Here is a 14,957-nt window from a genome sequence, read left to right as displayed (position 1 = left end):
GCCGGCCACCGCCTTTTGCGCCAGCACCAGCCAGTCCGGCGGCTTGCCGTCCTTGCTGGCGGTCTCCTGCAGTTCGGCGATCATCCGGCGCGCCTGCTGGGCCGGGACGTCCGCCTCGCGCTCCAGCGTCGTGGCCGCGCTGCGCGCGCCCTGCTCGGTCAATGCCTTGAGCGCGAAGAACCAGAGCTGCAGCGAGATGCGCCGGCTCTCCAGCGGCGTGCCCTGGCAGGGCGAGACCAGGAAGTTGCAATGGGGGCAGGCATAGGCGCGCAGCTTCACCCGCGGCGCGAAGGCCGCAGTCTTGCCGCAGGCCGAACAGGCCAGCGTCGTGCCGCCCCGCTGCGCCCGCATGATGGTTTCGAGGCAGGCATCCTCCTGGAATGCGGCCTGAAATTGCTTGAAGCGCTGACTCATCCTTCGCTACCGCTGCTGCCGCGCTCCGCAGTACGCAGCCGGCCCGATCGCCGCAAGCTCAGCCCACCAGCAATCCGAGCCGCGCCACGTCGCGCAGGTGGGTCTCGACCTCTTCCGCCGTCGCCATCCTCGGCAGTGTCGCGTCGCCGCCGCCAGACGCATGCGCCTCGCTCAGGAACGCATTGATCTCGTCGAGCAGCATTTCTGGCGTCCGTGTGCCGTCGAGGAGGCTGACGAATTTGCGCACCACCACCCCGTCGAGCACCACGGCACGATGACGCAGATCCGTCACCTCATGGCTGGTCAGAGCCTGGCGCCGTGCCAGCGCGCTCGCGACCGGCCGCTCGCTGACCCGTGTCGCCAACCCGTGTGGCTCCAGACGAAGCTCGATCAGGCCGGCCCGGTAGATCGCAGTCAGCGCCTCGCTGAGGCGCTCGATCTCACGCTGGCGGTCGAATTCGAGGCTGTCTTTGGCCTCTCGCAGCGCCAGGGCGACCAGTTCCTCGTAATGGATATTGCCGGGCCAGGCCTTGCCAAGTGCCCGCAACATGGCCTTGGCGGCCGGCAAGTCGACGGCGAGACGGACGCCGTCCGCGAACAGAAAGCTCGCCGCTTCCGGCCGCTTCTCATCCCTCTTGTCCTCCTCCTGGACATTGGCAGCCAGATGATAAGGGGCGAAGCTGAAACCGGAGAGGCCCCGATGCAGGGAGACATCGGCGCGACAGAGCAATGTCTGGCGGAAGCAGCGACCGATCAGCAGGTCGAGCGACTGTTCTTGCCGGATCGGCTCCGACTTCGGGATTTCATTCAGCACCTGTTGCGCCGGACCACGTGCGCCGCCGAAATTGTTCGGGAAGGAGGCCTCGGCGAGGAACTGCAGACCATGGGGCTCCGCCGCGGCGAGCACTTCGTGCAGGGCGAAAGCGCGTGCGCCCGGATTGAGATCGTCGTGATAGAGGACATTATCCGGAATATCCTCGATCTGCTTCATGCGCTCGCGCAGGGCCGCCCCGTAAAAGGACTCGGCATCGGTTGCCTCGGCGAAGCGCTTGATCGCGGCTCTGGCCGCCCTGACCTTCTCGACGGGGTCGTCGATATCGCGTGTCTCGAACAGCATGACGTCGCGGGCGAGATCACGCATCCGGCAGCCCGGCAAGGCGTTGTAGCTGACGTAGGCAATGCCTTGCGGCGCCAAGAGCTCGCCGAAGAGCGCCAGGATCCGGTCGCGCACTGGCTGCGGCACCCAGGAATAGACCCCATGCACGAGGATGTAGTCGAAGCGGCCGAGCGCCGCCGACATCGCCATGATGTCGAGATGGTGGAAGCTGAGATTGGCCAGGCCGAGCTCCGCCGCCTCCGACTTGGCGCGTGCGATCGCCCGTCCGCTCAGGTCGATGCCGACGAGCTCGGCGCCCGGGCATTGCAGCGCCATCGGGATCAGGTTCCCGCCGCTGCCGCAACCGAGCTCCAGCACCCGCATCGTCGCGGTCGGGGCCGGTTTCATGCCGTGAACATGGGCGATCGTGGCCAGATGCGCCGGATGCGTCTGGGAGAAGGCGTGCCCGGGATAGGCGACTGCGTCGTAAGGGTTCGTCGCCATGTCGTTCATCGAAGAATCTCGGCTATCCAATTCGTATCGTTACGTATTCAGCTATGCGGTCAGCAGCCGATCACCCTGAACTCGACCCGGCGGTCGAGCGCGTCGCTGCCGTCGTCCTTGCCGGTCCCGATCAGGTTCTCGTTAAAGCCGCGCCCGGTCGCGATCATGCGGTTGCGGCTATCCGGCGCTCCGGCCTGCAGCAGTTCCATCACATACTGCGCCCGCAGCACCGAGAGCCGCTCATTCACCTGCGGCAGGCCGGTACGCGAGGTGTGGCCGACGATCTCGAGGCAGGCGCCCTTCTGCTTGGCACGTGTCGCGATCTGGCTCAGCCACATCGGATAGGGTTCGGTGACCTGTGGATTGGCGATGAACTGGGTCGAGCCCGGCTGAAACAGCAGCTTGACCATCAGCTGGTTGGCGGAGAGGCCACTGTCGACGAGGTCGCCGAACGCCTCGACCGCATCATCCTTGCGCCCGAGCTTGCTGCTCGCGAGATAGGCGCCGATGCGGACGCGGTGCTGGTCGCCGCCGGGCAGAGTGCGCGCGGTCCGGTAGAAGGCCAGCGCCTCGCGATAGTGCCTCGCCTCGTATTCGAGGATGCCGTCATTGATCAGCGCCGCGACATTGAGGCGATCGGCATAGAGCGGATCGATCGGGTCGCCGAGCTTCGTGCCTTGGCAGGTCTTGATATAGGCCTCGGTCACCGGATCCTTCGTCCACATCGGCGAGTCGCGGTAATAGGTCGTGGGCGTGACATCGACGCCATCGGGCTTGGCCCGGGCGACGCCCTTGGAGACGATGCGCTTGGCCTTGAGGTCGGCCAGCGCCAGGCAAATTCGATAGGCGTCGCGCGAGCCATTCGCCGCCCCGGCATTGTTGACCGCCGTGAAGGTGCCGATCAGCACGACCGGATTGCGCGCCAGCGCCTCGGTCGTGAAAGGTTGCACCTGGAAACGCGGATAGGACTTGCCGACCAGCTCGATCAGGCTCTGCTGCATCGAGCGCGTCGAGGTCGATTGCGCGCCGGAGACCCCGTCGATCAGCGGGTCGATCACCAGTTCGACGCGCTCTCCTTCTACCTGCGCCTTGGCGAACAGATCGTTGGCGGCGCGCTGCAGCGCTTCCGGAAACGGGATGGGCGTCGGGACCGGGGCAGCCGGCGGCGCCTGCGCCAGGGCTGCAGCCGGCGCCACCAGCAATCCCAACAGCGCAAAACGGATGAGCGGAGAACGACGCATCGAAGCCCCCTGTTGCATCCCCTCCGGAGCGAGCTCGCCCTCGGCAGCGGAAAACCTGATCCGGCGAACCGTCAGCGGCAGTTCTTCAGCGTGCCGCCGCCATCGCCGAGCTGGGCCCGCATCAGCGCGTCGGTGCAGTCGGAGGTGCCGCCGCCCGGCCGGCGCCGGCCGCTGCGCGGCTCCGGGGTTCCCTCGACGCCGCCGGTCAGGATGCCGGTCGACTTGCGGTCGAGCACGACGCGCGGCTGCTGAACCTCGCGCGGCTCCTGCCTCTGCGGGCGCGTGCCCGGCGCCGTCGGCAGCAGCGGCTTTTGCGGATTCGGCAGTTCGGTCACGCCGCCGGAGTTCATCCGCGTCGCCACTGCTTTCTCGCGGTCCTGACGCTCCTGTGAGAGCTTGGCCTTCTCGGCCTCGAGCGCGGCGAGCTCCTGCTCCTTCTTGGCGAGCTCCTTGGCGAGGCGATCGCGCTCGCTCGGATCGGCGGCCTTCGGCGTCGCTGCATCACCGGGCTTTGGCACGGCGCGCTCGGCATCGGTCTTGCCGGCATCGCGGCCGGCGAGATCGGTCGCCGCCTTGGCACGATCCTTCTCGGCCTGCTGAACACGGTCCAGCAGCGCCTTCTCGCGCGCGGCGAATTCCTGCTCCAGCTTCTCGCGCTCACCCGGCTCGAGGCTCCGACGCTCGATCAGGTCGAGCCTGGTCTTGGCGTCGACGGCGAAGAAGCTGGTCGGGAAGCGCTGGATGAAGGCCTTGATCTCGGCTGCGTTGTCGCTGCCGCGCAGGCGCTTCCAGATGTCGGCGTCGGTCTCCTCGCGGTTGAGGTAGAAGTCGCCGAGCAGCGAGAGCGAGAGCTCCGGCGTCTGCTTGCCTCCGGTGGAGTCGTAGACCGCCTTCTGGACGCGGCGGAACATGGTCGCGATTTCGAGGCCGGGCTGCTTGATCTCCTGGACCAGCGCCGCGGTGAACGGGCTGTTGCGGCCGGCGCCGTCGGCGGCGACATCGTTGGCCTGCGTCGCATAGGCGGTCACCATGCCCTGCGCCTTCACGATCGGCGCGAGGCCGGCGCCGACCGACATGCTGCGCGTCGTGGACTTCTTCGACAATTGGGCGAGGAAGGGATTGTTGCGGCAAGCGTCGAGCACCATGATCTTCACGCCCTTGGCGAAGCCCAGCGCGGTCGTGACTTCGCTCAGCTTGACCGTCTCGTACTGGACCGAGACCTCGTCATCGATCTTGGCTTCGACCGGCACGAGGAAGTTCTCGCCGTTGAACTGGAAGCCGTGGCCGGCATAGTAGAACATCACCGCGTCGGCTTCCTGCGCCAGACGGGCGAAGCGGGAGACCGCGGCATCCATGCCGCGCTTGTCGAGATCGACGCCGTCGACCACCTCGAAGCCGACCTTGCGCAACGCTTCGGCCGTGTCGCGCGCATCATTGGGCGTGTTGGGCAGGACGGGTGCGTTCTTATAGGTGGAATTGCCGATCACCAGGGCGACGCGACGCTCCTGGGTCTGCCCCAGCGCCGGCATGGCGACGAGCTGGGCAAGAAGAGCAATCAGTGCGCAAACTCTGACGGCTGCAGTCATGGCACCATTCCCTACGTCACCCTAAAGAAAGTGACCCTGAAAATCCAGATTTATCCGCCTGTCGTGACAGGCGCTTTGCTTGCTCCCCTCCGGGCCCACTGCTAACTTTACGGCGGTTACGCGCCGCGAGGAAGAGCGCCGATGCGGAGGCTTCGACTTCAGCTCATTGTCGGGGTTACGGCTGTTTTCGCCGCATCAGTATCCGTGGGCTTCGGGCAGGAGCGCGTTCGCGCGCGCAGCCCCGCCCCCGCCGGCGCGAAACTCTCCTTCGTCGACCTTCAGAACAACGCCCGCATCGCCAGCAAGACGATGATCCGCTTCGCCGTCAGCGGCATGGAGGTGGTACCGGCCGGCACGGCGCGGCGGAATGCCGGCCATCATCATCTGCTGATCGACACCGAGCTGCCGCCTCTGGGGCAGCCGATCCCGAGCGATTTCAACCATCTGCATTTCGGCGGAGGCCAGACCGAAGCCGAAATCCTGCTTTCGCCGGGTCGCCACACGCTGCAACTGCTCTTCGCCGATCAGGATCACGTGCCGCACGATCCGCCGGTGCTGTCGGAGAAGATCACCGTCGACGTCATGGCCGCACCGGAGGAAAAGCCGCGCACGGCAGCAGCGCCCAATGCCAGGGTCTTCTTTGTCGGCCTGCAGGATGGCGCCGTGATCCCGCCACGCTCGGTGGTCCGCTTCGGCCAGGAGAACATCGTGATCGCCCCTGCCGGCACGAAGCAGGACAATGCCGGCCACCACCATCTCCTGGTCGATACCGAATTGCCGCCGCTCGATCGCGAGATCCCGAGCGATTTCAACCATCTGCATTTTGGCCGCGGCCAGACCGAGGCCGAGCTCACCTTGCCGCCCGGCGAGCACACGCTCCAGCTCCTCTTCGCCGATCACGAGCACGTCCCGCACGACCCGCCGGTGATGTCGCAGAAGATCAGGGTGCGGGTACAGGCGGCTTCGGTGACGAGCCCGGCAGCGCCCGTCACTCCGCCCGCCCGCGCCGCCTCGGGCCGAACTCCGGCTCCCAACGACGCCGCGGTCTACTTCATCTATCCGCGCGACGGCACGCGGATCTTCGCGACCTCGACCATCCGCTTCGGCCTGCGCAACATGGGCGTCGCGCCGGCCGGCGTGGCGCGGCCCAACACCGGCCACCATCACCTGCTGATCGATGTGCCGACCCCACCGCTCGACGCGGCGATCCCGGCCGACCTCAACCACATCCACTTCGGCAACGGCCAGACCGAGCGCAAGATCACGCTCCCGCCAGGCGAGCATACGCTGCAGCTCATCCTCGGCGACGACCAGCACGTCCCGCACGATCCGCCGATCATGTCAGAGCGCATCACCATCTATGTCGGCGCACCCGCGAAGCGGAGGGCACGCCGATGATCGTTGCGCTGCGCCGCCTCGTCTCCGTCCTGGTCGGGGTCGCATCGTTTACCGCACTGGCCTTGACCCACTCCCAATTGATGGCGCAGGGCGTTCAGCGCCAGCCCTCGCCGCGCAACGCCCTGGTCTATTTCCACTATCCGCTCGACGGCCTGCGCGTGCCCGAGCGCTTCACCGTGCGGATCGGGCTGAAGGAGATGGGCGTCGCCCCGGCCGGCGTCGACAAGCCCGGCACCGGTCACCATCACCTGCTGATCGACACCGATCCCGGTCCACCGGACCAGCCGATCCCGGCGGATTACAACCATATCCATCTCGGCAACGGCCAGACTGAGGTGATCGTCACCTTGCCGAAGGGAACGCATACGCTGCAGCTGCTGCTCGGCGATCACACGCATACGCCGCACAGGCCGCCGGTTCTGTCTCAGAAGATCACAGTCTACGTCAGATGAAGCATGGGTGGGGCCCCGCCGCATCGCGAGGCCGAGCGCCGCAGCGAAGGATGAACGCCATGTCCTGGTATCGTTGCCTCGCCGTCGCCACGTTTGCCATCCTCTCGCCGCTCGCCCCGGCCCTTGCCCAGAGCAGCGACGGCCAGCCGCCGCGCCTTGCCCTGGTGGTCGGCAACGCCGCCTACCGCACGTCTCCCCTGGCCAACGCCGCGGCCGATGCCCGCGCCGTCGCCGATGTGCTGCGCCAGGGCGAGTTCGACCTCGTCAGCATCGAGAACGCCGACCGTCCTGCGCTTGAGCGGGCAATCGCGACCTTTCGCGGCAAGCTCGTACGCGGCGCCCAGATCGTCGTCTTCTATGCCGGGCACGTGGTGCAGTCGCGCGGCCGCAACTTCCTCGTCCCGGTCGATGCCGCGCCGCGCGGCCCGGTCGAAGTCGTGCGCGAGGCGATCGATCTCGACCAGCTCATCGACGCGCTGATCGTCAGCCGGCCCGCGAGTGCGCTGCTCGTGCTCGATGCGGCGCGCGACAATCCCTGGCAGGCCGGGCTCGGCGCCGGCAAGGGCCTCGCTCCGATCGAGCCGCTCGAAGCCATCGCGGTCATGGCGCCGGTCGCGCCAGGGCGGACGGCCACCGAGACCCCCGGCCGCGCGAACCCGGCGATCGAGGAATGGCTGAAGGCGATCCGCACGCCCGGTCTCGATATGGCGACGGCGCTGACCCGCACGCGCGATGCCGTGGGTCGGACGACCAGGAAAGCTCAGCAGGTCTGGATCTCGTCGCTGCCTCCGGCCGGGCTCGTCGTCACGCCGACCAGCCGACCGGTCGCGACCGCCCTCAATACCAACCGAGGCATCATCAACGCGCCGCCGCCCCCTGGCCCGCAATCCGACCAGCTCGGCCCTTATGAGCTCTCCTTCTGGGAAACGATCAGCAAGAGCCAGAATCCCGACGAGTATCGCGCCTATCTCGAGGCCTATCCGAAAGGCCGTTTCGCCGGACTGGCCCGGACCCGCGAGCAGTTCTACCGCAGCCGCACGCAGCCTGCGGCGACGCAGCCACCGGCACCGGCACCAGCTCCTGCGGCCGGCTCGCCCGCCAGGACCGTACGCGATTGCGACGATTGCCCGGAGCTGACCCTGATCCCGGCCGGCAGCTTCGAGATGGGCTCGAACGAGATGTTCGAGTTCGAAAAGCCGGTCCACGCCGTCAGCATCGCCAGGCCGTTCTATCTCGGCACGGACGAGGTCACCTTCGCGCAATGGGATGCCTGTGTCGCAGAGGGCGGCTGCAGCCACCGTCCGGGAGACCGCAATCTAGGCCGCGGCAGGCGCCCGGTCACCGACATCCACTGGAACGACGCCAACGCCTATGTCGTCTGGCTGTCCTACAAAACCGGGGGCAAGTACCGCCTGCCGACCGAGGCCGAATGGGAATATGCCGCCCGTGCCGGCACGACGACGGCCTATCCCTGGGGCGGCTCGGCCGACAAGGAGATGGCCAATTGCGTCGGCTGCAACGCGCAGCCGCTGCGTCAGGCCAGCGAGGTCGGGCAGTTCCCGCCGAATCGTTTCGGCCTGCGTGACATGGCCGGTAACGCCGCCGAATGGGTCGCCGATTGCTGGAGCGAGAACTATCGCGCCGCTCCCCGCGACGGCAGCGCCTATGCGCCTGCCGGCTGCCGCGAGCGCGTCCTGCGCGGCGGCTCGTTCAACAACGACCCACGCTATCTGCGCTCCGCCGCGCGCTTCAAATACGAGAGCGATGTGCGCTTCTACACCAACGGCTTCCGCGTCGCCCGCGAACCCTGAGCCCTGCCTGCCCTCCCCGCAGTTGGCGGCGTGGCAAAGCGCATAGCTGCGCATCTGTGTCTCCTCGGCGGCACAATCCTGTTCGCCTCCCGGCCGGGCGCGGCTAAACTTCGATTCGCTACGGGTACGAGACGAATCGGCTGCGGCTCGGTTCCAGACCGCGCCGCCGGGGAGGCGCCATGCGGACTGTCCTGCGGCTACTGACCTATGCCCTGCTGGCACTCGCCGCCATCGCAGGAACGCTCATCTCCAGCGCCTCGCCGACAATGGCCCAGCAACGGCGCTTCGCCTTCGTCATGGGCAACGGCGCCTATCAGAATATCGCCAAGCTGCCGAATGCCCTCAACGACGCCAATGCAACGCGGACCATGCTTCAGGAGGCGGGCTTCGACGTCACGGCCGCGACCGATCTCTCGCTCGCCGGACTGCGCAGCGCGCTCGACGTCTTCGTTGACAAGGTGAAGCAGGGCGGCGTCGGGGCGACCGCCCTCGTCTACTATGCCGGTCACGCCGTGCAGCTCGACGGCGCCAACTACATCCTGCCGACGGATGTCCGCCCGGAAACCTCGGCAAACATCCCGAACCAGTCGCTCTCGCTCTCGGAGATCCTGCGCAAGCTCGACGCCGCCGGCGCCAGATCGAAGATCGCGATCCTCGATGCCTGCCGCAACAATCCCTTCGCCGCACGCGAACTGTCGCGCGGACTGGCATTGCAGATGGTCGATGGAGCGAACGAGGGCATCCGCAACGAGGCAGGCCTCGCCCGTATCGATTCCAACAGCGGCACCTTCGTCGCCTTTGCGACCTCGCCCGGCTCGACCGCCGCTGATGGCACAGGCCCGAACAGCCCGTTCACCACCGCCTTCCTGCGCGAAGCGCGCGAGCCCGGCCTGCCGATCGAGCAGGTCTTTCGCCGCATCCGCCTCTCCGTCTACGACACCACCAGCGGCATCCAGATTCCCTGGGACACCTCTTCGCTGATCACCGATGTCAGCTTCTTCCCGCGCCCCGCCGGAGCCGCTCCGGCGCAGCCCGCGATTGCCGGTGCCGTCCCGCTCGCCACCCGCCCCTCCCTGGCAGCGCTGCGCGCGATGTCGCCTGCGGACGCCTATCGCACCGCCATCGCCTGGGATCGTCGCGACATCTATCGCAGCGCCCTCGACATCAACCCGGACGACCAGAGCGCATTCAGGCTGCACCGCATCCTGTCCCAGCGGACCGAGGAGACTGCCTGGGCCGAGACGGTGCTCGCCGGAGATGCCGAATCCTTCAAGCTCTTCGCCCGCCTCTATCCCGGCTCGCTGCATGTGAACGAGGCGCTGCGCCTGGCTGCGAGCGCGCCGAGCCGCAACCGTGTCCAGGTCGCGCAGGCCTGTCCGGTCTGTCCGGCGCTTCAGCCACGGGTCCGCCACGCCGACTACACCCCGCGCTCCCCCGGCCGCCCAAGCGCGCCGCCAAGGCAGCCGCAGGCCGCTCCGCCCCCGCCGCCGATCTACGCGCCGCCCCTGCCAGCCATCCTGCCCAGCCAGCCGCGCTGGACGGGCTTCTATGTCGGCGGCTCGCTCGGTGGTGGCCAGCAGAGCGGCCGCACAACCGTCGACGGCCCCTCTGGCACCCCGACGGTGACACCGACGACCACGACGACCAACACGACGAGCACAACCACCACCGCGACCACGACCGCAACAACGGTGACGACCGTGAATCTGGACTCGACCACGGTCACAACGACGACCACGACGACGAACGCGACCACGGCCACCTCGACCAATACCACGGCCACCACCACGGCCGGGACGCCAACGCTCGCGCCCTGGGCGATCACCCCCTCGGCAGTCCCGCGTAGTCTGACGCCCGATGGAGCCGGCGCCGTCGGCGGCGCCCAGTTCGGCTTCAACTACCAGATGGGCATGGTCGTGATCGGCGCCGAAGCCGACCTCTCCGCGACCCGGCTGGGCGGCAGCCAGAGCACCTCCGCCAATCCGGGCACACAATTCACCACTCGTGCCAGCAACGAGCTCTCGATGCTCGGCACGGTGCGAATGCGCGCCGGCGTCGTGCTCGGCGATTTCCTGATCTACGGCAGCGGCGGCTATGCCTACGGCCTCGTCGAGCAGAAGGGCTCGATCACGCCCGACAATCTGCAGACCACCTCGGCCGCCAGCGGCTCGCGCTCGGGTCTCATCGGCGGCTGGGCGGTGGGAGGCGGCATCGAGTACGCGATCGCGCCAGGCATGACGATCCGGCTCGACTATACCCACTACGAGCTCGGCCAGAAGCGCCTGCTGCTGCAAGACTATACCGGACTGGCACCGGAACAGTACGCGGCGATGAGGATCCGCACCGCCGGCGACATCGTCAAGGCCGGCTTCAACTTCGGCTTCTGACCGACGGCAACCACGAAAAAGGCCGCTGCCTCGGCAGCGGCCTTTTCAGTTTCGGCGATTGTCGGCCGAATTCACCACATGTCGAGCGCGACCCTGGCCTCGTCCGACATGCGCGACTGATCCCAGGGCGGATCGAAGGTCATGTTGACCGTCACACCCGAGATGCCCGGCACGGCGCCGACCGCGTTCTCGACCCAGCCCGGCATCTCGCCGGCGACCGGGCAGCCCGGTGCCGTCAAGGTCATGTCGATCGTCACCTGCCGGTCATCGGCGATGTCGACGCGGTAGATCAGGCCGAGCTCGTAGATGTCCGACGGAATCTCGGGATCGTAGACGGTCTTCAGCGCCGCGACGATGTCGTCGGTCAGCCGGTCGATCTCCTCCGGCGGCAGGCCGGAGCTCGCGCCCATGGTCGGCGCGTTCGGCTTGAGGTCTTCGGCAACGGTGTCGGTCATCGCAAAACTTCCGTTCGGCGCGAGGTGGGGTGTCAGGAGAACAGCTCTTCCGCCTTGCGCAGGGCTTCGACCAATATATCGACTTCCTCCAGCGTATTGTAGAGGCCGAAGGACGCACGGCAGGTCGAGGTCACGCCATAGCGGGCGAGCAGCGGCATGGCGCAATGCGTGCCGGCCCGGACCGCGACGCCGGCCCGGTCGATCACCGTCGCGACGTCATGGGCATGCGCGCCGGCGAGCTCGAAAGCGATGATCGCGCCCTTCTCCTTCGCCTTGCCGAAGATGCGGATCGAGTTCATCTGCCCGAGCCGCTCCATCGCATAGGCGTTGAGCCTGGCTTCGTGCGCGGCGATGTTCTCGCGCCCGAGCGCCATCATGTAGTCGAGCGCAGCGCCGAGGCCGACCGCCTCGACGATCGCCGGCGTGCCGGCCTCGAAGCGGTGCGGTGGATCGTTATAGACGATCGCATCCTCGCTGACGGTCGCGATCATCTCGCCGCCACCTTCATAAGGCGGCAGCTTCTCCAGCCATTCGCGCTTGCCCCAGAGGATGCCCGAGCCGGTCGGCCCATAGGTCTTGTGGCCGGTGAAGGCATAGAAATCACAGCCGAGCGCCTGCACGTCGACCGGCAGGTGCACCGCGCCCTGCGAGCCGTCGACGACCAGCGGGATGCGATAGGCCTGGCAGATCTTCGCGACCTCGGCGATCGGGACGATGGTGCCGATCGCGTTCGACATGTGGGTCAGCGACACCACCTTGGTGCGCGGCGTGATCAGCTTCTCGAATTCCTCGATGAGGAAGTTGCCGTCCTCGTCGACCGGCGCCCATTTGATCACGGCGCCGTGGCGCTCGCGCCAGTAGTGCCAGGGCACGATGTTGGAATGGTGCTCCAGGATCGAGAGGATGATCTCGTCACCCTCCTGGATCTGGAGGCACTGCCCGAGTGAGGACGCGACCGTGTTCAGCGCCCCGGTCGAGGAGCGGGTGAACAGCACCTCCTCGATATGGGCGGCGTTGAGGAAGCGGCGGGCGCTCTCGCGCGCCGCCTCATAGGCCTCGGTCGAGGCATTGGCGAGATAGTGCAGGCCGCGATGAACATTGGCGTAGTCCTCGCGCATCAGCCGCGTCATCGCCTCGATCACCGCTTCGGGCTTCTGCGCCGAGGCGGCATTGTCGAGATAGACCAGAGGCTTGCCGTAGACCTCGCGCGAGAGGATCGCGAAGTCCTTGCGGATCGTCTCGACGTCGTAGGGCTTCGCGATCGCGTTCATCTCAGGCCTTTCCGGCAGGCTCGGCGGGCCGGTCGGCGACGAGCGTGCCGGCATGCCCCCAATCCTCGCGCTCGATCTCCTGGATCACGATATGGGTGCTCTGCGGGTTCTTGCCGAGCACGCGGACGAGCGTCTGCGTGAACTCCTTGACGATCTCGGCCTTCTGCGCGCGCGTCGCGCCCTTGGTGATCTGCAGGTTGACGTAGGGCATCAGGCGGCTCCGAGCTTGGGTGCGCCTTCGCGCTGGCCGAGCCAGCAGTCGATCTCGCGGGCGACGATCTCGCGCACGCCCTCGTCGCTGACCATGTCAGAGACCTCGCCGACAAAGGCTGCGAGCACCAGCGCCTCGGCCTGCGGCCGCGGCAGCCCGCGCGCCATCAGATAGAAGAGCTGGTCGCTGTCGATCTGCGCCACAGTGGCGCCATGGCCGCAGACGACGTCGTCAGCGAAGATCTCCAGTTCCGGCTTGTTGAACATGGTCGCGCCATCGTTCAGCAGCAGCGCATGGCTCTTCATGCTGCCATCGACCTTCTGCGAATGCGGGCGGACGATGACCTTGCCCTGAAAGACGCCGGTGCCCTCGCCCTCGATGATGGACTTGAACAGCTCGCGGCTCTCGCCATGAGCCGCTGCATGGTCCATCACCAGCGTGACGTCGGAATGCTCCTGCTTGCGCAGCAGGTTGATGCCGCGCAGGCCAGCGCGGCTGTGCTCGCCGCCATAGCGCAGGAAGCTCTGCTGCCGCAGCACACCGCAATTCACCGCCACCGCGACGGAATCGAAGGTCGCATGGCCACCGAGCTCGACCAGCAGCGACTGCACCTGCACGCTCTCGGCGCGCTGGCGCGTCACCATGCGCACATGCTCGACCTCGGCGCCCTCGCCGATGACGAAGGAGGTCGCGTGGTTGATCTGCACCGGCGCCAGGCCGACGCCCTCCTGCAATTCGACAACGGTGACCTTGGCGCCGGCGCCGATCTTGACCAGCGAGCGCGAGACGATCGAGGCTTCGCTCGCACCGGTGCCGAGCGCCAGCAGCACGATCGGCTGGTCGAATTCCGTGCCATCAGCGATCTCGATCACGACGCCGTCCTGAGCAAAGGCAGCGTTCAGCATCAGCGCGCTGTCGTCGCGCCCCACCTCCGGCACCGCGAAGGCCGCGGCGATCTCGTCCGGGCTCTCGGTCAGCGCCTCGGCGAGGCTGCGCGCCGTGATGCCGTCGGGCAAGCCCATGAGATCGGAATCATCGGCGCTGAACACGCCGTCGATGGTGACGAAGCGCCGGCCGGCGATCGTCTGCAGCGCCAGCCGATCGGCGATCGCCTGCGGCCGCGTCGGGCGGCGCACCAGCGGCATCGCCTCGCGCACCAGATTGCGCAGGTCGGTGTAGCGCCAGGATTCGAGCCGGCGATGCGGCAGGCCCTTAGCCTCGAAGCCGGCGAAGGCATCCTCGCGCAGCTTGCGCATCGCGCCGGCGCCCGGCAGCTCGGCCTTGATGCTGGCGAACTGCTCGGCGAGCTGCTGCTCGGCCGCGGTCTTGAGCGGAGTGATGATCGCCATTACGCGGCCTCGCCATAGGAGGCATAGCCGCTCTTCTCGAGCTCGAGCGCCAGCTCCTTGCCGCCCGTCCTGACAATCTTGCCCTTCGACATCACGTGGACCGTGTCGGGCACGATATGGTCGAGCAAGCGCTGATAGTGGGTGATGACCAGGAAGCCGCGGTTCTGGGCGCGGAGCGCGTTGACGCCCTCGGCGACGATGCGCAGCGCGTCGATGTCGAGGCCGGAATCGGTCTCGTCGAGGATGCACATCGACGGCGACAGCAGCGCCATCTGCAAGATCTCCATGCGCTTTTTCTCGCCGCCGGAGAAGCCGACATTGAGCGGCCGGCGCAGCATCTCGCGGTCGATGCCGAGCTTGTCGGCGGCGCCGTTGACCTGCCTGATGAAGTCGGGCGTCAGCAGTTCGGCCTCGCCGCGCGCCTTGCGCTGCGCGTTCATCGCCGCCTTGAGGAAGGTCATGGTGGCGACGCCCGGGATCTCCAGCGGATACTGGAAAGCGAGGAAGATGCCGGCGGCGGCGCGTGCGTCGGCCTCCATCTCCAAGAGGTTCTCGCCATTGAGCAGGATCTCGCCGTCGAGGACCTCATAGTCCTCCTTGCCGGCGATGACATAGGACAGCGTCGACTTGCCGGAGCCGTTCGGCCCCATGATCGCGGCGACCTCGCCGGCGTTCACGGTGAGGTTGAGACCGTTGAGGATCTGCTTGTCCTCGTCGGCGATCTTGACGGTGAGATTGCGAATTTCGAGCATCGGCTAGAGTTCCATTCCGTGGCGGGCGAA

12 protein-coding genes are annotated in these 14,957 nt (G+C 67.2%); 4 read left to right on the top strand and 8 right to left on the bottom strand.

Translation table 11 applies throughout. The features are described 5' to 3' along the window. Window positions 1–472: 472 nt before the first annotated feature. The 3 genes from AC07O0_RS06760 to AC07O0_RS06750 form a co-directional block, all read right to left on the bottom strand. Entirely contained in the window at window positions 473–2,023 is a 1,551-nt protein-coding gene (locus tag AC07O0_RS06760; RefSeq protein WP_494621248.1) for a methyltransferase regulatory domain-containing protein, read from the bottom strand. Window positions 2,024–2,073: 50 nt separating this feature from the next. After that, the gene (locus tag AC07O0_RS06755) at window positions 2,074–3,255 is read right to left on the bottom strand and encodes an OmpA family protein (RefSeq protein WP_494621246.1); all 1,182 of its coding nucleotides are present in this window, start codon (window positions 3,253–3,255) and stop codon (window positions 2,074–2,076) included. 71 nt (window positions 3,256–3,326) lie between these two features. After that, window positions 3,327–4,841 carry a caspase family protein gene (locus AC07O0_RS06750; RefSeq protein ID WP_494621244.1) on the bottom strand — a complete coding sequence of 505 codons (1,515 nt, stop codon included), beginning with the start codon at window positions 4,839–4,841 and terminating at the stop codon, window positions 3,327–3,329. Between the two features lie 204 nt (window positions 4,842–5,045). On the opposite strand from AC07O0_RS06750, the gene AC07O0_RS06745 reads away from it, so the two are divergent. The 4 genes from AC07O0_RS06745 (at window position 5,046) to AC07O0_RS06730 (ending at window position 10,889) form a co-directional block, all read left to right on the top strand. Then, window positions 5,046–6,239: a DUF4399 domain-containing protein gene (locus tag AC07O0_RS06745; RefSeq protein ID WP_494621242.1), complete on the top strand. Its 1,194-nt coding sequence runs from the start codon at window positions 5,046–5,048 to the stop codon at window positions 6,237–6,239. After that, window positions 6,236–6,691 (top strand): DUF4399 domain-containing protein, encoded by a 456-nt coding sequence (locus AC07O0_RS06740; protein ID WP_494621240.1) that lies wholly within the window; start codon window positions 6,236–6,238, stop codon window positions 6,689–6,691. Before AC07O0_RS06745 ends, AC07O0_RS06740 begins: the two co-directional genes overlap by 4 nt. A gap of 59 nt (window positions 6,692–6,750) precedes the next feature. After that, window positions 6,751–8,502, top strand: coding sequence for an SUMF1/EgtB/PvdO family nonheme iron enzyme (locus tag AC07O0_RS06735; RefSeq protein WP_494621238.1), 1,752 nt, complete (start codon window positions 6,751–6,753; stop codon window positions 8,500–8,502). A gap of 179 nt (window positions 8,503–8,681) precedes the next feature. Then, entirely contained in the window at window positions 8,682–10,889 is a 2,208-nt protein-coding gene (locus AC07O0_RS06730) for a caspase family protein (protein WP_494621236.1), read from the top strand. A 71-nt stretch (window positions 10,890–10,960) separates the two neighbouring features. Here the strand turns inward: AC07O0_RS06730 and AC07O0_RS06725 are convergent, their stop codons facing one another. From AC07O0_RS06725 to sufC, 5 genes are all read right to left on the bottom strand, one after another. Next, complete coding sequence (locus AC07O0_RS06725; RefSeq protein ID WP_494622361.1) at window positions 10,961–11,299, bottom strand: SUF system Fe-S cluster assembly protein; 339 nt, start codon at window positions 11,297–11,299, stop codon at window positions 10,961–10,963. Window positions 11,300–11,376: 77 nt separating this feature from the next. Then, a complete protein-coding gene (locus AC07O0_RS06720) occupies window positions 11,377–12,615 on the bottom strand; it encodes a cysteine desulfurase (protein ID WP_494621234.1) in 1,239 nt (412 codons plus the stop codon). Between the two features lies 1 nt (window position 12,616). Next, window positions 12,617–12,826: a tautomerase family protein gene (locus AC07O0_RS06715; protein WP_454027670.1), complete on the bottom strand. Its 210-nt coding sequence runs from the start codon at window positions 12,824–12,826 to the stop codon at window positions 12,617–12,619. Then, complete coding sequence (gene sufD, locus AC07O0_RS06710) at window positions 12,826–14,175, bottom strand: Fe-S cluster assembly protein SufD (protein WP_494621232.1); 1,350 nt, start codon at window positions 14,173–14,175, stop codon at window positions 12,826–12,828. Before sufD ends, AC07O0_RS06715 begins: the two co-directional genes overlap by 1 nt. Further along, entirely contained in the window at window positions 14,175–14,927 is a 753-nt protein-coding gene (sufC, locus tag AC07O0_RS06705) for a Fe-S cluster assembly ATPase SufC (RefSeq protein WP_493685147.1), read from the bottom strand. The genes sufD and sufC overlap by 1 nt, the downstream gene beginning before the upstream one ends. Between the last annotated feature and the right edge of the window lie 30 nt (window positions 14,928–14,957).

Source organism: Allobosea sp. GW821-FHT10B12 (assembly GCF_059415545.1).
The sequence above is the reverse complement of the archived record's forward strand: the minus strand, read 5'-3'. Positions and strand labels throughout refer to the sequence as shown.